We start from the raw sequence: 20,027 nt of genomic DNA, 5'->3' as shown, positions 1-20,027 counted from the left end.
TCCATTCTTAATTGCACAATGCCGCTTCCTCCGGCTGTTCCTTGCATTCTGTGAACCGGTAGGTCCAGAAGCGTTCCGTACCGTACTTGCCGCAGATCGCTGCATCGGTTGGCTTAAGGCCGCCAAGCACTTTCTCCGGCTGGAACTGGGTGCGGTGCGCGAGGATGGAGTTGATTTTGACAGTGATAAAAGACGTAACATCGATGACTACATCGGCTGCTCCAATCCGCTGCTGATGGCCGTTCGAGAAGGCTACACTATGTACAACCGGACGTTCCGCAGCGGGCAGCCGGGCAATGGTACGAATCACCGCAGCACCAGTAGCATCATGATCCGGGTGTACACTGTAGCCAGGGTAGAACGTAATAACCAGCGACGGGGTAAGCTCCTTCACGAGCGATTCAATCCGCTGATCCAGCAGCGCCGGGTCTTCGAACTCAATCATTTTGTCATGGAAGCCCAGCATCCTCAGGTCTTGAATTCCAATGGCCTTACAGGAAGCTTCGAGCTCCGCTTGGCGGATGGCCGGCAGGGAGATACGGTTCGCAATCAGCGGAACGCCCATATTCCGGCCCATCTCTCCCAGTGTCAGACAGGCATAGGTCACCTCTGCACCTGCTGCGATATACATCGCCAGTGTCCCGGATACGAAGTACGCTTCATCATCGGGATGGGGAAGTACCACCAGGATTCTTTTATTCTTCATAGATCTGTTATTCATGGCTGCTTAATCCTCCAGTATCGTTAAAAAGGGCTGCGGCTAAGCTGCAACGCCACAATCAGCTTGCCCTGACTGTCATGTCCGGCCAGAATCAGCCGCTCGGTATCCTGCTCATCCACATGGGTCAGGCCTTCTGCGTAGATCCAGCCCTTCTCTGTCTTCAGGCCCACCCGGTAAGGTCCGGCACCTGAGATAGAGCCGTGGGTGTAACGGATCTCGGCATTGCTGATGAACACCGAGCCCGGAGCACGGGAGCTGTCGAAATGGCTGGCATATGCTCCGTTTGTAAGTTCAAGATGGATATATAGATCCTCAGAGACGAAATCGTCGATTCGAGTCTGAATGGCCTCGGGTTGAATGAGCTGCATAATGTCCTCCTATAGTGTACAAGAATAGCTGGTTCCAGTGCATTCATTATACATGAAAAAAAGAGCCTGCCCAAGGAACTCTAAGAATTCCTTAAGCAAGCCTGGAGATGCTAAGAATTAAAGATTAACTATAGAGAAGACCTTATCATTGATGAAATAGACGTATTGGTCGCCGTACACTACATACCCGTCATAAACTTCGTCCGGGTCTCCCCAGGAGAGCAGAAGCTCTGTGATCGTCATGCCGCTGACCGCCCGCTCTTCACGGATGGCTGACCACATTTTATCGCTGATCTTGAAGTTCGTTTGCGGATTCTTGAAAAACAGTACCTCTTCGACATACTCACTAGGGTCATCACGAGGTTCAATCTTGAGCGGAACCTCCTGCCCGTTGGCCCGGCGGATGATCATTTCTAAATTACCATTGGCTGGGTTCGGGCGGAAATTGGCGATGGTTGCTTTCTCAAAGTTCTTGAACGGACTATCGGTAATCATGGCGTTCCGGGTCCACACCGTTAGTCCATTATAGTAATACTTCAAATAATCAATATTCTCCATGGTGTACATAGTATTGTCCACAAAATCGTTCAAGTCCAGAACCCACTCGGTTCCGGCTTCATTTTGCATCACAAAGTTCTGGTTGTTGTCATCAACATACTGTACACTTTTCACCCAATGGCTTCCCGGATGCCCATATAAATAGACCTTTTTGCCTAATACAATGCCCATGGTTCCAGGCAGCTTGCTGATCGCATAGAGCATACTATTGCTCTTATTCTTGCCATCCTCTGTGCTCCAGACGAACAACGCTATGGCGCTGGAGGCATATTTGCCGTCGATCGCTCCGAGCTTCAGCAGGGTTTTGAAGGCTACATAGTTGGTGTTCTTATACAAGATGGAGTTATCCTTGTTCAGCTTGGTGCTTCCTTTGCTGCCTGTGAGCGTTACGCCAGTAGCATCCGCCGCTACAGTGAAGCCAGGAATCTGCCCGGCAAGCTTAACCGGTACATAGGCAGAGCCATTCACTAGTACAGATTTGGCTGGCGAAATAAGCAGGTTGCCTTCGACAAACGTAGCAATCTCTGTATACGCTGGTGCGGCTGCGGCCGCTGCCCGTCCGGCGCCTCCCGGATAGACCAGTCCGATCGTCAGCAGCAGAGTGGTGAGCAGTAATGCAAGTTTTTTCATAGATGTTCTAATTCCTTCCCCCGATGTAAGTTAGGTGTCCCGGCAAGGTGCCGGAATCTTCCAGATCAGTACATTCGACAAGAAGTTAATTATTTCCTTCATTACACAGACTAAGTGGCAGAGAATGTCTTAGAATTTTATTTGCTTTAAGGTTGTTGTATATCTATCAATTATTTTCTTAAAAGCACCTCTGCTATCCTTAATTAAGTCTAGATTACTTTGATATGCTATTTCCTCAACCAGTTGATCAATGCCCTTATCGTCAGTTGTTATTTTTTCTTCTGTAATAATATGATTAAAAGCATATATGCATTGTTCAATCTGTGACTTTGCCCAGGTCCCCCGTTCAAACCGTTTTTTGAGCCGTCTCTCAATAGTTTCCTTTTCAGCATAGAGAATGAAATGATTTACCTGTATTCCGTCCATAATTAGGCGACCAATTATTTCATCATAATATTGACGCTTGATCAATGTCATAGGTACAAGAATAGTACCCTGGTAGGCTGAAGACAAATATTTCAACATCTCATAATTAAATATACGCCACTGGGTATGATCTTGAAAATTGGGTTCATGTAAGTCGAGAGGTATATTTTTACGGATAAAATAGCCTATGTTCTCAGGATCATATACAAATGAATTAGGCAGTCTTTTGTTTAATTCATAGGTACAAGTCGATTTGCCGGAGCCGTAGGCTCCATTTATCCAAACGATCATTTTAGCACCTCATCATAAAAATACTTACTTCGGAATGTGAATCACAAATACCGTCGGCTCCCCTTCCCTGCTCTCCAGCAGCAGCGTGCCCTCCATCTTCTCCACATTCTTCTTGGCAATGGACAAGCCCAGTCCGGTTCCTCCGCTGGCCGTTGTCCGCGCTTCATCACCGCGAACAAACGGATCAAAGATCGTAGCCCACAGCTCCTTCGGAATGCCGACTCCATTGTCCGCTATCTCGATCCTGATCTGCGTGTCCTCGGGAATCACAGATACCCGGATGCGCGTCCCTTCGGGATTATAGGCCAGAGCATTAGAGATCAGATTATTAATGACACTGGCGAACAGCTCGGGATCATAACGGGCATAGACCTCTTCTTCGGGCACCTGAAGGTGAAGCTCGAAGTCTTTTTGCTCAATCTCGCCGTAGGTGTCGGCAATGATCTCCCGCAGATGGTCGCCCAGCTCAAGGCGCTCTATCCGCAGGATGAAATCCGGTGAGTCGAGCTTAAGCAGATCCAGCATATGCTGAATGAGCTTCGTGACCTGCACGGACTTGGTGTAGATGTAATTCAAATATTTCGTCTGCCGCTCCGGGTCGGTAACGCGTCCTTCGATAAGCGCCTGCGCGTACCCCTGGATGCTGGTAATCGGGGTCTTCAGGTCATGCGACAGATCGACCATCAGCCGCTGCTTGCTTTTCTCGGCCAGGCGCTTCTCCTCAGTGGTCTTCTCAATCACATCAGCCATGTAGTTGAAGCTGTGGCCGATCCGCAGGAACTCGGTCTCTGCATACAGAGCGATCCGCGTGTTATAATGCCCTTCCATCATACGGTTCAAGCCTAGATTCAGCACCCGCAGCGGCTTCTTGATCCGCCTGGAGACCCAATAGCTGTACACAAAAATCAGCAGCAGAATCAACCCGCTGACCAGGAATACATAAAAGAACACCGAATGATTCAGATAGGAGACCAGAAACTCGTTGTTAATGGAGATATTGATTACATCGCGGGGAATCTTAAGCAACATCCAGGCTGCCCCGGTATCCTGCTCCGTTACGCTCGTAATAGAATAATAAAAGGGCTGGTCGCTGCGGTTCTCCAGTCCCAAATAGAGGCTGTCCTCGTCATAAAGCAGAACCTCATCCTGCTTCTCACCAATGACCTGAATCACCCGCTTGCCGGAATCGAGCAGCTCCAGCCAGCCTCCGCTCTTCAGCAGACGCTCGCTCTCCGGCCCTTGGCCCAGCTCCTCCCGGTACGTCCCGGCTTCCACAGACAAATTGGGGTCAGGCGTCATCCGCTCCCGGATGACTTGGGCAATATCCTTTTGTACGAACAGATAGACCACTAACACCAGCATGAGCAGCATACAGTTGAACAGCAGGAAGTCGATGGTCAGCGACGTCTGCAGCGGGCGGTTATCCCTACTTTTCCACGGGTGCTTCAATTTTGTACCCCAATCCCCTGATCGTCTTCAGGTATTCCGGTCTCTTGGAATCGCGTTCGATCTTGTCGCGGATATTGCTGATGTGCACCATGATGCTGTTGTCCTCGTAGACGTAGAAATCTTCCCAGACGGTCTCATATATTTTCTTGCGTGTAAACACACGGCCCGGCTGCTGCATCAGCAGCTCCAGGATTTTGTATTCGGTAGAAGTCAGAGCGACGGCCTCCCCGGCCACCTCAACCTGACAGGTACTCCGGTCCAGCGTCAGCCTGCCGAGCACGATCTGCTCATTCGGCTTCTCCTCCTCCGCTGCCTTGGCATCGAACTGATGCACCCGCCGCAGCATGGCCCCGGCACGCGCCACAATCTCCAGCGGATTAAAAGGCTTAGCGATATAGTCGTCCGCTCCAAGCTCCAGCCCCAGGATTTTGTCATGATACTGGCTCTTGGCAGACAGGAATAGTACCGGGAAATGCTCGTGCTCCCGAATCCGCTTCAGCAGCTGCAGCCCGTCCATCCCCGGCATCATAATATCCAGAAGCGCCAGGTCAATCTTGTTATTCTGCATGAGCTTCAAGGCTTCAATTCCGTTCTCTGCCGTCAAAATATTATATTCCTTCTCCAGATACAGCTGCAGAAGCTCAACAATCTCCGATTCATCATCGGCTATGAGAATGGTATACATGGTGAATCCCCCTCTATCTTGTCATGCAAGCCGCGCTCTTTGTAACTATAGCCTGCCATTCTTAATCCAGTCTAAACCAAATCTAAAGAAAAGATAAAGAATATATAAGGCGCACACAAGATTTGAACTTGAAGCTTCATCGTCACTGCGGTGAACATTTGGACTTCCGGCCGCTGTTGACTCCAGATTTCTTCTATTGGACCGCTGTGCGCGGTTGAAATCCGGAGTCAAAGGCGGTCGCTACCGCTCCTCCAGTTCCAAATTTCCCCTCCGCTTCTTTTGCTTTTTGTTTTTTTCTTTAGTGCTTCCTTACTGGACAGTAATTTAGCTCAGCTTTGCTGCTAAAAAGAAATAATAGCCCGAAACAGACATAAAGAACAGCCCGCACAGCCAATGAATGGCTTAACGGACTGTCGTATGAGGTATATGCTGGCTTATGCAGCTTTAACGGTGAGGATGCAGAATCAGCTTACACCGTAGGCACCGTTCCCCCATCAATCACATACTCGGCACCCGTAATGGATGCTGCCCGGTCGGAAGCGAGGAAGGCTACCAGCTCACCCACCTCTTCAGGGAAGCCGGGACGGCCGATGGGAATGCCGCCTAGCGCGTCCATTACCGACTGCAGCGCACTTTCCACACTGCCTGTCACCTCCGAGATACTCTTCAAGAAGGCATCGGCTGCTGTGGTTTGAATGAAGCCCGGTGCGACCCGGTTCACCCGGATGCCCTGCGGAGAGAATTCCTTGGATAGGCTTTTGCTGTAATTGCTCAACGCAGCTTTGGCGGCTGCATAGGGGATGGTCGATTCGATCAGCGGCAGCACTCTTTGAATGGAAGAGATGTGGATGATGACTCCCTTGCCCTGCTCCAGCATGAGCGGAATCAATCCCCGGTCCAGCCGCACAGCTGCCAGCAGGTTCAGATTCAGCGCATCCATCCAGTGTTCATCGCTCGTCGCAAGGAATCCTCCGGCAGGTGTCGAGCTTCCTCCAATGTTATTCACCAAGATATCAATGCGGCCGAAACGCTCCTTAACCGCAGCAATTACCCGGTCCACTCCTTCTTGCTTGGACAGATCGGCCTGGACGAACAAATCCGATTGAGGCCCTTCCGTCGGAAGTGTCCGGGCGGTAGTCATAACTTCAGCGCCTGCCGCAGTGAATCTGTGTGCGATAGCCTGTCCCATCCCCTTGGTACCGCCTGTTACCAGGATTCTTTTACCTTCGTATTCTGTCAGCGGGCTAGCATAAGTTATAGCCATCGTTACAGCCTCATTTCGTTGGGGATTCCTCAGGTTAGGCTGGAAGTCCAGCCGCCCTAAGGTCTATATGTATATCTTAGACTTGATTAATATGAGCGTCTAATTTATTATTTTCATTAAATTCATTAATAATATTAATATATAAAGGTGGCTGTCTGTATGGAGCTTACACAACTGGAGTATTTTCTGACCGTAGCCCGGCTTGAGCATATGACCTCTGCGTCCAAAGCGCTGCGAATTACGCAGCCTGCCTTGAGCCATGCGATTTCCAAACTGGAAAGTGAGCTGGGGGTTCCTTTATTCGAGCGTAAGGGCCGCAATGTCCAGTTGAACCGCTATGGGGTTATGTTCAGTTCGCGGGTCGAAGAAGCGCTGCGCAATATCGGGAATGGGGTGCGGGAGATTGAGGAGTCGTCCAATGCGGAGAGTGGAACCGTTCATCTGTCTTATCTGAATATTCTTGGCGTGGACCTGATCCCATCGCTTATCAGAGACTATCAGGCTGACCATCCGAAGGTACGGTTTGATCTGTATCAGGGGAATCACGGGGATATCGACGAAGCGCTGGATAACGGGACCTCGGATATGCTGATTACGTCCAGAGAGACTACGGCGGAGAATAAGGAATGGATGGTGATTCGCAGATTGCCGATTTATATTGTGGTCTCCAGTTCCCACCGGTTCGCCTCGCGTTCCTCGCTGAGTCTGTTCGAGCTGTCGGGTGAGCCGTTTGTAGGACTGAAGACGAATTGCGGACTCAAGAACACAATCACCTCCCTCTTCCAAAATACTAATTTCGAGCTGGCCTCTACCTATTATGCGGAGGATCTGATTACTGTGGCCGGCTTCATCAAAGCCGGGCTCGGCGTCTCCGTGCTTCCACAGACGCTCGGACTGATGCTTGACGGTCTGGTCTGGATTCCCATTCAGGAACCGGGCTGGGAATGGGAGGTGGGCCTGCAATGGCGCCGGGACCATTACCTGTCCCCCGCCTCCAGAAGATTCATGGAGTATATTCGGCAGAGTAGTGAAGTATCCGATTTAAATTTTTGAGTAATACCTTAAACCATTATTTGATATCTTGCATCGAAAGGGTGTTGTTATTTTGATTAGAAAAGCGTTTCTGAGAGATTGCCAAGAGATCGCAAGGCTTTCAAGCCAATTGGGCTATCCAGTGGATGTCTCCCAACTTGAAGAGAGACTCAAATGTATCTCTAACCACAACGACCATATTGTTTATGTGATGGAATCAAACCACGTTTTGTTCGGATGGATTCATGCTAATGTACGTTTTTTAATCGAATCGCCACCGTTTGTTGAAATAGCTGGACTTGTCGTCGATAGTGCCTACCGAGGAAATGGGATTGGCAAACAATTAGTACAAGCATGTGAACAATGGGCAGCACAATCCGGATTCACAAAAATTAGAGTGCGCACCAATCAAACTAGATCAGATGCCGTCCAATTCTATAATCGAATTGGTTTTACAATTAAAAAATCGCAGCTTGTGCTCGATAAAGAGATTTAGCGAACCACACCACTACCAGGAAGAGCAATAAATCCATCTGCCAATTCAGCCATCTACCATCGTTTGTTCTAATTTTCTGCGTAACGTGCCTGCAGCTTTTGTTTATGTGATATTAGGATATCTTCAAGCGAAATATCATATTTATTTGCGATCACAATGAGATTTCCTAAAACATCTCCAAGTTCTTCTGTTAATTCAGACTTTTTCTCTTGAAATGTACCTGTAACCTCATCTGGACGATCCCTACCAATCTCTAATGCACGAATTGCACGAGCTACCTCCCCGGTTTCCTCAGCAAGAAATCCAATACGGACAAAGATATCTAAGTCTGACCAGTTGCGATTCTTATAATATTCCTTAACCCATTGCTGAAATTCAATAATATCCATGTTTCCCTCCGGTATAACAAGATTGCTCAATCTCAAAAACTCGAAAATAATAATACCATATTGAAGCTTAACAATCTATTTAGTTTATAGCGTGAAGCATATAAATTCTGGCGCAATATTCAAATAAAGAGCTGTCCCACTAGCCGCTTCACGGCTTTGGGACAGCTCTATCAAGTCTTTTTAACGAATCAATGTCTGAATCTCTTCAATGGTTGCCTGGTACTGCGGCTTGAAATCAGCAGAATTCATATAACCTGCTATGCTGGTCAAGAATTGTCTGCCTTCAGGGGTTCCGCTAACCTTAGCGGCATCCAGTGCACACAGCAGCAGGTTACCGTTACCTACACGGCACTCTGTGAGGAAACTTAGCTTGTGATTACGCTCGAAATTATCGATGGTCTGTACAATAGGATTCCAGCTGCGGTCCGCCTCATCCATGATAAGCGATTTGGAATGCTGGGCGATGGTCCACCACGGGTAGGTGGAATGCGCTTCACTCGGGAAATCGCGCAGTACCGGATGCCCGTTATCGATCAACAGGCCCATGGTACCAATTGGAACCGGTCGGTTCATGCTCTCCGAGATCGAGCGGAACATCGGGTAGCACCAGAAATCCGTGCAATAATAGCCTTCGATTCCGTTCTGAACCGATTCCGGCTCCGGCATCAGCAGCACGTTACCGCCTTGCTCCAGCAGGGAGACTGCCTCCTCAGACAGTTCTGTGAACACATGGATGCCCTCAGCTTCAAGCGGGTTATCACTCTGCTCAGGATATATCCACAAGTCGTAGCTCTTGCGGATATCAGTTCCTTGGACCCGGAGCGTCAGCTCCGCCCGGCTCATATGCTCAACCGCCGGAAGCTCAATCGCCAGATCACAAATGTCAATGTAGTGGGTTCCGGCAGGAATAAAGGCTCCGGCTGAGCCCGTTGTCCGAACTCCCCCTTCAACCGCAAGCTCCCAGTGAAGCTCGATGGCATCCGGCATACCGCTGCGGAAGCAGCTCAGCTCCACATGGGCCTCGAAGGTCTCCCCGGCGCCGTAGTTATATTTAGGGAATCTTGCCAGCAGCACGGCATCATTACAGAAGGTCCGCCACTCTTCCGGGCTAATCAGCCCCTTGGAATCCATGAAGGCATCCAGAACACCTACCAATGCTGTACCCTGGCCGCTGAAGTCCTGAAGATCCAGAAGCTGGAACCCCGCTAGCCGGCGGGAACGGAAGGCAGCCTCTAGTTCTTCCTTGTAGCAAGCGACAGCGAGCTGGCCTGAGCTTTTAAAGTATGCATCGGCCAGATGGCCAAGCCCCTTACTCTCCAGACGTTCGCGGAAAATGGCGAAGTTCCCGGCCTTCAGCGGGCCTGTGTACTTCCCGATTTCCTCGAAATCCGGAAACGTAGCATACTGGCCAATCTCATGCGAGATTACCGGAACCTGCGGTATCCATTCACCGGATTCGCAGCCGGATTGTACGGCCTTGGCTTCGGTACCGTACTGGATCAGGATCTCGCCGCCTGCCTCAGCGGATACTCCTTCACCGCTCCCGAAGCCCGGCGGAATAATCTGGTCGTCGTAATCCTTCATTGTACTTGGCAACGAAGTCTGGACATGGCCGAGCGGAGCGTCGCACATCGCATAGGAGCCTCTGAACAATCTGTCCCGGGTGAAGCGCACGCCGCTGAAGAAATCGTCATGCTCCAGCACCTCCGGCACCCACTGATGGTTATTGGAGCCTTGGGTGTATAACGGCCGGTCATCGAAGGCTTTGTAGTCCTTCAGGAATGAATCAATCCGCTCCTTGCTGCCCCACAGCTCGTTGCCCAGCGACATCATCACGAAGGATGGATGATTGCCGAACTCCCGCAGGATGGCATATCCTTCGCTGATCAGATAATCCTGCTCCGCCTGGTTATGCCCTTCGTCCGTCTCTACTGTAATGGTTCCCCAGAACGGCAGCTCCGGCTGCATGTAGATTCCGAGCAGATCGGCAGCGGTGAACGCAGCTTCCGGCGGGCAGCAGGTGTGGAAGCGGTAATGATTGATCCCATAAGACTTGGAGATCCCCAGAATTCGTACCCATTCCTCCACATCGGTCGGAGCATAGCCTGTGAGCGGGAAGATCAGGCCGTCATGCTTGCCGCGCAGAAAAGTCTTTTCCCCGTTGATGGTGAACTTGTCCCCCTCAGCCCGGAATGACTTGAGCCCAAAGAACAGCTCCTGCCGGTCAACGGGAATTCCATCGCTGCCCTTGAGAACAAGGGTGACGGTATACAGATTGGGAGCGAATTCACTCCACAGCAGCGCATCGGGACCCAGTGCATAGTCTATAGTGAACGGACCCGGTGCGATGACATATTCCTCTTCCTCTGCGGAATGTGTTATCTCACTATTGAAGCTACTAGCAGATACCGCGAGTGTAGCACCTTGCATGCTCTCCAGCATTGCCGAGATCCGCACCGAACGTGCAGGCAGATCAGACTTCAGCCGGATGCTGCTAATCCGGGCTTCCCCATAGAACTGTAGCTCAATCCGGCCGGTAATCCCGTTCCAGTTGGTCTGAGTATCCGGCGAGGTCATATGTCCGCCTTTGGTCGGATAGCCGGTGTTGTCCACCCGGATAGTAAGCGTATGACTCCCGCGCTGCAGCTGCGGCAGCTCATATACATGCGGAGTATTCAAGCTGTCGCGGCTGCCGATCTCGTGACCGTCCAGCCAGAGGGTGGTAAGCCTTGTACGTTCCAGATATAAGCAGCAGCGCTTACCCGCCAGCTCTACTGGAATCACAACTTCTCTGGAGTACCAGACCGGTCCTTCGAACAGATATTCATCCGTTAGTGCACCTACGAGAATCTCGTTGTTCTTCGGCCCTTTACGGGCATGGGACGTAGTTCCCGGCAGCATGAGTGCATCGGTAAAAGGTAATACCAGTCCCTTCCCCTTCTCTTCCAGTTGCAGCTTCCACTCGCCTTCAAGACTGATCTTTGACAGCACAATTATCACTCCTAATCATGGTAATCTCTATACTCTTGCGGCCAGATGCCAGCATGAATCCAGCAGTTCATCACTGCGCATCCAGCCTCCGGTCTAATCCTTAATCAAACGCTCCGCCAGCACTTCCCGGCTCCCTGTTAGTTTCTCCCTAGGCAGGGCTGTTTCCTGCTCCAGCAAAAAGCGCATGCCGGAAGGATACCGGCACGCGCTCAATGGATGAAACTGATTCCGTTGTCTGCTGAATAGAAACTTTTAAAGCGCTCCAACGATGGCATGCGGGACGTAATGCTCTTCCAGCCGGGTAATCTCTTCAGCTGTCAGCTGAAGGGATAACGCACCCACCGCATCGGTAATATGCGACAGCTTCGTCGCCCCGATAATCGGCGCAGTTACCGGCTGTTTCTGCAGCAGCCAGGCCAGTGCAACATGGATGCGTGGAACTCCGCGCTCCGTCGCAATGGCAGCCACCTGCTCAACAATCAGGCGGTCCTTATCGGCTGTAGCGTCATATTTGGATCTCTGTACCTGATCCGTTTCCGAGCGCAGCGTAGATTCCGTCCAGTCCCGGGTCAACCGGCCGGAGGCCAGCGGACTGTAGGGGATGACCGCGATGCCCTCTTCCTTGCAGAGCGGCAGCATCTCACGTTCCTCTTCACGATAGATGAGATTCAGATGGTTCTGCATGGAGACGAACCGGGTCCAGCCGTTCATATCAGCAACATGCAGCGCCTTCTGGAACTGCCAGGCATACATGGCGGAAGCGCCAATGTAGCGGGCTTTTCCCGCCTTCACCACATCATGCAGGGCTTCCATCGTTTCTTCAATCGGCGTAGTATAATCCCAGCGGTGAATCTGGTACAGATCGACATAATCGGTGCCCAGCCGCTGCAGGCTGTGGTCGATCTCGCTCATAATCGCCTTGCGGGACAAGCCCCCGCCATTCGGTCCGGTTCGCATAGGGAAGAATACTTTGGTGGCAATCACCACCTCATCCCTAGTAGTCATGTCCTTCAAAGCCCGTCCGAGCATTTCTTCACTCGTGCCATCCGAATAGACATTGGCCGTATCGAAGAAATTAATACCCAGGTCCAGTGCGGTACGAATCATCGTCCGGCTTTGCTCTTCATCCAGCACCCAAGGGTGCACCCAGCGCTTGGCATCGCCAAAGCTCATACAGCCCAGGCACAGTCTGGAGACATCAAGGCCGGTATTGCCCATTTTTGTATATTCCATTCGCTTGTACCCTGCTTTCCTGAGAATAGTGTATATATCAGTCTCTCTTATTGTGCAACAGATAATGGATTGGCGTTATCACAATAGTCGCGAATGATTGCCTAATACTACCGTTCTCATTAACACTCCCGCCGGATATGCCCTATAATGAAACCATATGAACCTAAGGAGGCTCTCAAGTGACCGAAGCAATCGTAACGCAAAAGCTTGAGCTGTGCCGGCTGATTGAGCGGCATACCGGCCGGGACGGCGCTCATGAAACGGCCGTGCCCGCACTGCAATTCATCCGTTACTCCCAGGCGAGTGAGCCTGCTTACCGAGTCTATAACCCGTGTTTCTGCTTCATTACCCAAGGCGTGAAGGAGATTATGCTGGCTCAGGAGCATTTTGTGTATACCTCTTCTGATTTTCTGGTGGCTTCAATGAACCTGCCGGTAGTGGGACAAGTGATTAAGGCGTCCCCGGAGGTTCCCTATTTAAGCTTCAAAATGGAATTCACTCAAAACCAGATTCTGGAGGTCCTCCATGAATCGCAGCTGCAGATTCTCCCCCGGGAGAATGCCCGGCTTGCCTTATTCGTCGGACACATCGACACGGATCTGCTGGATGCGCTTCTCCGTCTGGCGCGGTTGCTCGATACTCCCAAAGACATCCCGTTCCTTGCCCCTCTATATACTAAGGAAATTCTGTATAAACTGCTGCAGGGACCGTATGGAGTAACGCTGGCCCAGATTGCCATGGAAGGCAGCAGCACTTACCGGATCAGGGAAGCAATTGAACAGATTGTCAGCCATAGCGAACAGGCTCTGCGGATTGACGAGCTGGCCGATATCGCCAATATGAGCGTCTCCGCATTCCACCGCAACTTCAAGGAAGTTACGGCTATGAGCCCGATCCAGTTCCAGAAGCAGCTGCGCCTGCAGGAGGCTCGCCGCCTGTTATTAGCCGAGTCTGCAGATGCAGCCGATGTTGCCTTCCGGGTCGGCTACGAGAGCGCCTCACAGTTCAGCCGGGAATATTCCCGTATGTTTGGCGCTCCCCCGCGGGCCGACATCAAGCGGTTGAAGGAACAATTTGAGCTTCCGGTACAGATTTGATACCTGCTTAGTCGAGTACAACCTGCTTAGTCGCGATATTCGCGCAGAATTCGCGGTCATGCTCCACGAACAGGATCGTCGGTGTATATTCCAGCAGCAGCTCCTCGATCTGCATCCGGGAGATGACATCGATGAAGTTGAGCGGTTCATCCCAGATGTGCAGATGCACCTGCTCGCTGAGGCTGGCGGCAATCAGCACCTTTTTCTTCTGCCCGCCGCTGTACGTGGACATATCCTTCTCGAATTGCAGCCGTGAGAAATCGAGCTTCCGCAGAATCGACTTGAACAGGCTCTCGTCGATCCCCTGCTCTCGCGCATATTCACTTAAGTCTCCCTTGAGCTGCGAAGTATCCTGGGATACATAAGAGATAGACAACTGGCTGTCCCGCGCGAAGTGGCCGGTATAGCTTATGTCCTCGCCGCAGATCAGCTTCAGAATGCTTGATTTGCCTGAGCCGTTACTCCCGGAGAGGGAGATCCGGTCCCCCTGTTCCAGAGCGAAGCTAACGCCGGAGCATACTATTGTGTCCTCATAGCGGATCGACAGCTCCTCCAGCTCCACCAATTGCTGCTTATGATAAGGAAGCTGTGCGATCTTCAGACTGTCTGCGCTCTCCAGATTCCGCAGCAGCTTCGACTTCTCGGCGATGGCGGATTCCTGCCGCTGCTGAATCGACTTGGAACGCTTCATCATCTTGGCGGCCTTGTGGCCGACATAGCCCTTATCCAATTTGTTGCCGGAGCTCCGGGTGCCATTCTTGGATTTCTCGACTTCATGCGCCCAGCCGCCCGTTCTTTTGGCAGAGTCCGATAAGCGCTTGATGTCCTTCCGCAGCTTCTCATCCTCCGCCAGCTCGAACTGATCCTGCCTGGACTTGTTCTCCCACCAGCTGCTGAAGTTGCCCTTCTGGATCTCAATATTGGTCTTGTTAATCGACAAGATATGGTCCACACAGTTATCGAGAAAAGCACGGTCATGCGACACCAGAATATACCCGCTCTTCGTACGCAGATAGTCACTGACCAGCTTCCGGCCCTTCGCATCCAGATGGTTCGTCGGCTCGTCAATGAGCAGGAACTGGTTCTCGCGCACGAACAGAGCGGCCAGCAGCACCTTCGTCTGCTCCCCGTTCGATAGCGATTCAAACGGCCGGTACAGCGTATCCTCGGACACCCGCAGCAGCGACAGCTCGCGCATCAGCTTCCATTGCTCCATCTCCGGGTCAATCTCCTGCATCACATCCACGGTCAGAGCCGCAGGGTCAGCCACCGCAAACGGGAAATACTCGAAGCCCACCTGTGCGGATATCGTCCCGCTGTATTCATATTTGCCGAGCAGCAGGTTCAGGAAGGTTGTTTTGCCGCGGCCGTTGCGTCCGGTGAACCCCAATTTCCAATCTGTATCCAGCTGAAAGCTCACATTCTCAAAAATATTATCGTAAGTGCCCTCATAGGCAAAAGTCAGCTTGCTCACATTAATCAAAGACATACACTTATCCTCCTGTATTCAAAAAAATAAAAGCTGCAAGAAGGTTCTCCTCCCGCAGCTCAAATAAACACAGCAAATCTGTTCCCCGGACACTTACCTCCAGGCAGACTTGAATAAGGATATTTGGACCAGAGTGAAAAGAGGCAGACCCTTCCTGCATATAAACCATAAATTGCGCGCCACAAATAACGCTTGTTTATTGGTTACATTACGCAAGAAATGTCCGCACGATACTCTTCAACTCCAATCGCTTAATTAAGTGCATTCTAACACGAGTCTTCCCGGAGATCAACCCGTTAGTCAGATCAGTCCGTACTTCAGGAAGCAATTATATAGTCCATCGTTCTCAATCGAATCGGTGATATCGTCAGCAATTGCTTTGAGCGGCTCGCGGGCATTGCCCATAGCAACCCCCACCTGGACATATTCCAGCATCTCCAGATCGTTAAGTCCATCGCCAATCGCCATACTGTCCTCAAGCGGGATATTCAAATGATGCAGGACATCAGCAATAGCCGCAGCCTTATGAACGCCAGGCATCATCAGCTCCCCGCTGTTCTCCCCGAAGATCGGGATGGAGCACTGAATCGCCGTGAACCGGTCCTGTAATTCCTCCTGAATCTGATCAAAGGGCAGACTGCTCTCCAAGAAGCATACCTTATTAACGTCATCCAGATATAATTCCTCGTCCCCATAAGTAAGCGTTGCGATATAAGGGTGGGGCGACTGCCGTTTTCTCTCCTGCGCCTCTGGTTCATTCAGCAAGTCGCCATAGATTCTGCGTTCCAGATGCGGCTGTAAATGGCGGCTGCCGTGAAGCGCCGTATTGGATTCCAGAATGAAATCGACCCCATTCGCGTTAAAATAATCGATCAAATGCTTTGCATCCTCCGGGGTCACTTTTTTATGATAAAGCATTTCACCACCGCTCTCCACATATCCGCCTGCGGCTCCAATCAACCCGTCGAACCCGATCTCCCAGATATAATCATAGATTTCAGCCTTGGAGCGTCCGGTGCACAGGTACAGCAAATGTCCATTCTCCCTTGCCTGCTTGCACGCCTGCACTGCCGATTCCGGGACCATTCCATTCTCCATGAGAAGCGTTCCGTCAATATCGATGAAAATAATCTTGCTGCTGGTCTGATTCATGTCCTCTTCTCCCCTTTGTCTAGTCTTCCACTGAACTATAGGTTATGAAATGCGTTCCAAGTCAAGCGTTATTTCCGGAAAGGCCGCCCGATTCATCGAGCCCAGATTTGTCCAAATAGATAGGATAGATTGAACTAATGGCTTTTATGTTTTGGGATGTGCCGTGACTCCAGAGAAGTTTTGGACTTCCGGCCGCTGTTGTCAGCAGATTTCATGATTTATCCCGTTTTTAACGGTAGAAATCCGCAGACAAAGGCGGTCGCTACCGCTCCTCCAGTTCCAAAATTCCCCTCCGCCACTTTTCCCTTAACTTAAATCCTTAAGTTCAATTTATATAGGCGTTGCAGAAAGCATCTTATCCCATTAGGAGGTACATAATGAGAACATTACCAGATTCCTTAGCAAAAACAGCAAGAGCGGTGCTGCTCGGTACATCGCTGACTCTGGCAGGCGGCACAGTGTTTGCAGGTGCACAGCCAGTGGCTGCGGCATCCACAGCGGATGCTCAGGCGGTCTATAACCAGTTCCGCAAATATGTCAGCAATCCCGCAAGCCAGGCCCAGGCACGCAAATATCTTATGAATCATATCTCCAAAGCTGGCTCCTGGTACGGCACAGTAATGACCCTTCAACTTGAGAATGTCCAAAAGGCCGGCTTAGAACGGTTCTCCGAGAAGTTGTATAGTGATTCTGTACAAAAGGCGCTGTGGGATGCCCAAATTAACAACGATATGACCTATACGGAGATCCTGAAGCGGGTTAAAGCGCCTGCGGTCCGCAAGTTGATGGAGGAAATCTGGGATAAAGGTTACAAGCTGGAGACCAGCGAAGGCATGTATTATCCGGTCATGCATTATGAGGGCTTCAAGGCATTCAAGCCTTATGTCAGCAAGGATATCGCCGCTTATATTGATATCATGGCAACGGAGAGCAACAAGCCGTCTACCTTCGACGCCGGCATTGTAATTACCTGGGATGAGCTGATCGGCAGAGCGGCCAACATGAGTGATTTCGTCCAGGATTATCCGAAGTCGAACCGGACGGCGGCCATCCGCAATGAATTATCCTATACGGTTCCCCTAGTACTACTTGGCTCGGATAACACCCCAGCCTACGATTACGACACTAATGCACTCGACCCTGAACTGCGCCGGGCCTACGACCATGCCCAAACGAAGGGAACAGGCGATAACAAAGTGCTGAACATCTTGGTTAAGCTGGTAACGCTTCTGAATACTTTTGGTAATCAAAAGACGCCTGAGGTGGAAGCCTATCTGGATCAAGTGGTTAAGCAGTATACTGAGCTTTGATTAGTACAATTGGAACAATATCGACCCTGACGGGGAAAGGAAATTAGCTTGATAGATGCGCACCGGGTCCAATTGTGATCGGTTTTTCGATTACATTGGGCCACTCACCTCCGTGGTGCCCTAATGTGATCGGTTTTTCGATTACATTTGGCCTCGGCCATCAGACCGCAAGAAGGCTGTCCTTCATCAGAAAGGACAGCCTCTTTGCACATCCGTTACAGTAAATCCTCTTCCTGCGCGCCGGTAATAACCGTAACAATACTTGTGCGTAGCTGATCTGCATTCTTGGCCTGATACGGATCGGCGGCGTAGATGACGGCATCAGATATATAGCCTTCCGCTATCCGGCCCAGCTCATGGCCGCTTCCGAGAATCCCGGCCGCGTCTTCGGTGGCTGACCGCCATACTTCCGCCCGGCTCAGCCCGTAGTCCAGCAGGGTGTCGAATTCCTGCAGGTTGTAGCCATGCAGCGCAGGCGTAGCGTAATCGGTGCCGAAGCCCAGCCGCACCCCCGCCTCTCTGGCATATCCAAGCGCTATAGCGTGAGCATCAGCTGCCCGGGCTGCCCGTTCACAGATGAGCGGACTTAGCGCCAGCACTCCCTTCGGATCAGCAGCGATCCGGTAGATAGAAGTGGTCGGCACATAAGCCACGCCGGATTCGGCCAGTCTTCCGGCCTGATCCCAGGTCATGAACATCCCGTGCTCAATAGATTCCACACCGGCCTGAATGGACCAGTCAATCGTTACCCCGCCCCAGGTATGCACCAGAACCTTCTTCCCGTTCGCATGGGCATGTCGGACGATGAAGCCGAACTCCTCCTCGGAGAAGTTTGGCTCCGTGACCTTCTCGGTCTCAGCGCCAAGGCCGCCGGTCGCCATGATTTTGACCCAGCCTGCCCCGGTCGCGTAGATCTCCGTCAGGCGGTTCTCCAGATGCTTGATCCCCTTGGCATCGGCAGCTCCCAGCATTTCACTGCTGGTCTCTACCCGCAGCGGCTGCTGGTAATACTTCACGAGATGCCGGATCGTGGCAGGCAGAATACCGCCGGCGTCGCGGGCTGTTGTTACCCCCGTCCGCAAGGTAGCGGCGAAGGCCTCCGCCTGCATCACCTCAATCTCTCGGGGGTCCCGGCGGAGCTGATCCTCATGGTCGAAGTCGGTCCAGGCCAGATGGGTATGCAGATCCAGAATGCCCGGACTGATCCATAGCTGCTGCTGCCGGGAGCCTTCCGCCTGTTCCGGCTGCGGCACCGCTTCAGCCACTGCGGTGAACCTTCCGTTCGTAATCTCGATATCGAAGCGTTTCCCCTGGGTACCTGCAATATGAATTCCCGTGTATGCCTGAAATTGCGGCTGCTTGAGGATCATTCCGCTTCCCCCCAGACCTGGCGGACGGCCTGCACTGCCGGTTCAGCATCCAGCTTCAGCAGTCTGGCCAGCGTCTGTACCGCCGCCTCCACACTCTCGCGGCTGGCGTTCGTTCCGAAATGGTTCATCCGCAGCAATTGACCGAATAACTCGCCGTCCCCGGGAGCTACGATACCGATAGGCTGCTTGATCAGCAGAAGCGGCTGCTCGTCAACCCGAATAGTCGTAGTCAGCGTAGAATAATGTCTGCTGTCCTTCTGCCAAGGCGCAAGCCCAAGCTCCGAGATTCCGGCGACAGCAGAAGCCGCCGCGCGTTCATGCCGCTGGATTACCTGTGACAGTCCCTCTTCGGCAACAGCCTCCAGTGCTTCGATTAGAGCTCTGGCTTCCAGGACCGGGATATTCGGCGGGACGCGGAGCTGCGCTGCGCCATCCGGGGACCGCTGCAGATCCAGCAAGGACAGAATGGAATTGCGCGGAGCCCGTTCGTTCGACTCCAGGAAGGCCCAGCCGCGGGGAGAAATACTGACCGCGCTGATTCCGTTAGGACCGGCGAGTGCTTTTTGCGCACCCATCACTGCGAAATCTACTGCCCACTCATCCACGGACAGCGCCTCTCCCCCGACAGCCGACACGGAATCCGTTACCGTAATCAGGTCATGCCTGCGGGCCAGCTTGAAGATCTCCTCCGCAGGGTTCGAGCCGCCTGTAACCACCTCAGCCTGCACCAAAGAAATCGCAACCGGCTGATGCAGCTCAATCGCTGCGGCCACCTCCTCTACCGTAACCACCTGGTCGAAGGGAACCTTCACTTCCGCCACTGTGGCCCCGCCGCGCGTAAGCCACTCGCCGAACAAGCTGCCGTAAGGTCCGGTCACTATGTTCAGAATCGTACGTCCCGGCGCTGCAATTCCTGCCGCTACCGCCTCAATGCCTAGAATCGCCTCCCCCGGAATAATTACCGGAGGATGCTGTGTCCCTAATAGCCGTGACAGCTGCTGTGTTAATGTGTCCAGCTCAGATAGCGTGAGTGGTACGAATCCTGTAGTTTGACGGTTCATATATTCCTCCTGATG

The 20,027-nt window shown here is 51.9% G+C and carries 18 protein-coding genes; 4 read left to right on the top strand and 14 right to left on the bottom strand.

Annotated features, from left to right (window positions below):
• Positions 1-7 precede the first annotated feature (7 nt).
• The 7 genes from bshB2 to ACFSX3_RS29000 form a co-directional block, all read right to left on the bottom strand.
• A complete protein-coding gene (bshB2, locus tag ACFSX3_RS29030) occupies positions 8-721 on the bottom strand; it encodes a bacillithiol biosynthesis deacetylase BshB2 (RefSeq protein WP_379256597.1) in 714 nt (237 codons plus the stop codon).
• Between the two features lie 23 nt (positions 722-744).
• Positions 745-1,089: a YojF family protein gene (locus ACFSX3_RS29025; RefSeq protein WP_209990489.1), complete on the bottom strand. Its 345-nt coding sequence runs from the start codon at positions 1,087-1,089 to the stop codon at positions 745-747.
• A gap of 117 nt (positions 1,090-1,206) precedes the next feature.
• Positions 1,207-2,277 carry a hypothetical protein gene (locus ACFSX3_RS29020; protein ID WP_209990486.1) on the bottom strand — a complete coding sequence of 357 codons (1,071 nt, stop codon included), beginning with the start codon at positions 2,275-2,277 and terminating at the stop codon, positions 1,207-1,209.
• A gap of 129 nt (positions 2,278-2,406) precedes the next feature.
• Positions 2,407-2,994, bottom strand: coding sequence for an AAA family ATPase (locus ACFSX3_RS29015; RefSeq protein ID WP_209990483.1), 588 nt, complete (start codon positions 2,992-2,994; stop codon positions 2,407-2,409).
• Positions 2,995-3,018: 24 nt separating this feature from the next.
• On the bottom strand, positions 3,019-4,443 hold the full coding sequence (locus tag ACFSX3_RS29010; protein ID WP_209990480.1) for a sensor histidine kinase: 1,425 nt from the start codon (positions 4,441-4,443) through the stop codon (positions 3,019-3,021).
• Positions 4,421-5,128, bottom strand: coding sequence for a response regulator transcription factor (locus tag ACFSX3_RS29005; protein ID WP_209990477.1), 708 nt, complete (start codon positions 5,126-5,128; stop codon positions 4,421-4,423). The genes ACFSX3_RS29010 and ACFSX3_RS29005 overlap by 23 nt, the downstream gene beginning before the upstream one ends.
• A gap of 469 nt (positions 5,129-5,597) precedes the next feature.
• Positions 5,598-6,392 carry an SDR family oxidoreductase gene (locus ACFSX3_RS29000; protein ID WP_209990474.1) on the bottom strand — a complete coding sequence of 265 codons (795 nt, stop codon included), beginning with the start codon at positions 6,390-6,392 and terminating at the stop codon, positions 5,598-5,600.
• Between the two features lie 159 nt (positions 6,393-6,551).
• On the opposite strand from ACFSX3_RS29000, the gene ACFSX3_RS28995 reads away from it, so the two are divergent.
• Entirely contained in the window at positions 6,552-7,445 is an 894-nt protein-coding gene (locus ACFSX3_RS28995) for a LysR family transcriptional regulator (RefSeq protein ID WP_209990471.1), read from the top strand.
• A 52-nt stretch (positions 7,446-7,497) separates the two neighbouring features.
• Entirely contained in the window at positions 7,498-7,920 is a 423-nt protein-coding gene (locus ACFSX3_RS28990; protein WP_379256601.1) for a GNAT family N-acetyltransferase, read from the top strand.
• Positions 7,921-7,988: 68 nt separating this feature from the next.
• Here the strand turns inward: ACFSX3_RS28990 and ACFSX3_RS28985 are convergent, their stop codons facing one another.
• The 3 genes from ACFSX3_RS28985 to ACFSX3_RS28975 form a co-directional block, all read right to left on the bottom strand.
• Complete coding sequence (locus ACFSX3_RS28985; protein ID WP_209990465.1) at positions 7,989-8,309, bottom strand: MazG nucleotide pyrophosphohydrolase domain-containing protein; 321 nt, start codon at positions 8,307-8,309, stop codon at positions 7,989-7,991.
• A 180-nt stretch (positions 8,310-8,489) separates the two neighbouring features.
• Positions 8,490-11,300, bottom strand: coding sequence for a glycoside hydrolase family 2 TIM barrel-domain containing protein (locus ACFSX3_RS28980; RefSeq protein ID WP_209990462.1), 2,811 nt, complete (start codon positions 11,298-11,300; stop codon positions 8,490-8,492).
• Between the two features lie 252 nt (positions 11,301-11,552).
• Entirely contained in the window at positions 11,553-12,533 is a 981-nt protein-coding gene (locus ACFSX3_RS28975) for an aldo/keto reductase (protein ID WP_209990458.1), read from the bottom strand.
• Positions 12,534-12,712: 179 nt separating this feature from the next.
• Here ACFSX3_RS28975 and ACFSX3_RS28970 point away from each other — a divergent pair, with 179 nt between their 5' ends.
• Positions 12,713-13,630, top strand: a complete 918-nt coding sequence (locus ACFSX3_RS28970) for an AraC family transcriptional regulator (protein WP_209990455.1) — start codon at positions 12,713-12,715, stop codon at positions 13,628-13,630.
• Between the two features lie 7 nt (positions 13,631-13,637).
• On the opposite strand, the gene ACFSX3_RS28965 is transcribed toward ACFSX3_RS28970, so the two are convergent.
• Positions 13,638-15,119, bottom strand: coding sequence for an Lsa family ABC-F type ribosomal protection protein (locus ACFSX3_RS28965; RefSeq protein ID WP_209990452.1), 1,482 nt, complete (start codon positions 15,117-15,119; stop codon positions 13,638-13,640).
• A gap of 300 nt (positions 15,120-15,419) precedes the next feature.
• Positions 15,420-16,271: an HAD family hydrolase gene (locus ACFSX3_RS28960; protein ID WP_209990450.1), complete on the bottom strand. Its 852-nt coding sequence runs from the start codon at positions 16,269-16,271 to the stop codon at positions 15,420-15,422.
• Between the two features lie 377 nt (positions 16,272-16,648).
• Here ACFSX3_RS28960 and ACFSX3_RS28955 point away from each other — a divergent pair, with 377 nt between their 5' ends.
• Positions 16,649-17,581 (top strand): hypothetical protein, encoded by a 933-nt coding sequence (locus ACFSX3_RS28955; protein WP_209990448.1) that lies wholly within the window; start codon positions 16,649-16,651, stop codon positions 17,579-17,581.
• Between the two features lie 215 nt (positions 17,582-17,796).
• Here ACFSX3_RS28955 and ACFSX3_RS28950 read toward each other — a convergent pair whose 3' ends face one another.
• Together ACFSX3_RS28950 and ACFSX3_RS28945 are read right to left on the bottom strand one after the other, a co-directional pair.
• Positions 17,797-18,951, bottom strand: coding sequence for an amidohydrolase family protein (locus tag ACFSX3_RS28950; protein WP_209990446.1), 1,155 nt, complete (start codon positions 18,949-18,951; stop codon positions 17,797-17,799).
• Entirely contained in the window at positions 18,948-20,012 is a 1,065-nt protein-coding gene (locus ACFSX3_RS28945) for a pyridoxal-phosphate-dependent aminotransferase family protein (protein WP_209990443.1), read from the bottom strand. Before ACFSX3_RS28945 ends, ACFSX3_RS28950 begins: the two co-directional genes overlap by 4 nt.
• Positions 20,013-20,027: the final 15 nt, after the last annotated feature.

Origin of the sequence: Paenibacillus rhizoplanae (assembly GCF_042684125.1) — a bacterium.
In the GTDB taxonomy this organism is placed as follows: domain Bacteria; phylum Bacillota; class Bacilli; order Paenibacillales; family Paenibacillaceae; genus Paenibacillus_AQ; species Paenibacillus_AQ rhizoplanae.
The sequence above is the reverse complement of the archived record's forward strand: the minus strand, read 5'-3'. Positions and strand labels throughout refer to the sequence as shown.

Coding starts and splice junctions, on each gene's coding strand:
- ACFSX3_RS28985 (WP_209990465.1), bottom strand. CDS start 8,309: ATGGATATTATTGAATTTCAGCAATGGGTTAAGGAATATTATAAGAAT.
- ACFSX3_RS28995 (WP_209990471.1), top strand. CDS start 6,552: ATGGAGCTTACACAACTGGAGTATTTTCTGACCGTAGCCCGGCTTGAG.
- ACFSX3_RS28975 (WP_209990458.1), bottom strand. CDS start 12,533: ATGGAATATACAAAAATGGGCAATACCGGCCTTGATGTCTCCAGACTG.
- ACFSX3_RS28960 (WP_209990450.1), bottom strand. CDS start 16,271: ATGAATCAGACCAGCAGCAAGATTATTTTCATCGATATTGACGGAACG.
- ACFSX3_RS29020 (WP_209990486.1), bottom strand. CDS start 2,277: ATGAAAAAACTTGCATTACTGCTCACCACTCTGCTGCTGACGATCGGA.
- ACFSX3_RS29000 (WP_209990474.1), bottom strand. CDS start 6,392: ATGGCTATAACTTATGCTAGCCCGCTGACAGAATACGAAGGTAAAAGA.
- ACFSX3_RS28950 (WP_209990446.1), bottom strand. CDS start 18,951: ATGATCCTCAAGCAGCCGCAATTTCAGGCATACACGGGAATTCATATT.
- bshB2 (WP_379256597.1), bottom strand. CDS start 721: ATGAATAACAGATCTATGAAGAATAAAAGAATCCTGGTGGTACTTCCC.
- ACFSX3_RS28965 (WP_209990452.1), bottom strand. CDS start 15,119: ATGTCTTTGATTAATGTGAGCAAGCTGACTTTTGCCTATGAGGGCACT.
- ACFSX3_RS29005 (WP_209990477.1), bottom strand. CDS start 5,128: ATGTATACCATTCTCATAGCCGATGATGAATCGGAGATTGTTGAGCTT.
- ACFSX3_RS29015 (WP_209990483.1), bottom strand. CDS start 2,994: ATGATCGTTTGGATAAATGGAGCCTACGGCTCCGGCAAATCGACTTGT.
- ACFSX3_RS29025 (WP_209990489.1), bottom strand. CDS start 1,089: ATGCAGCTCATTCAACCCGAGGCCATTCAGACTCGAATCGACGATTTC.
- ACFSX3_RS28945 (WP_209990443.1), bottom strand. CDS start 20,012: ATGAACCGTCAAACTACAGGATTCGTACCACTCACGCTATCTGAGCTG.
- ACFSX3_RS28955 (WP_209990448.1), top strand. CDS start 16,649: ATGAGAACATTACCAGATTCCTTAGCAAAAACAGCAAGAGCGGTGCTG.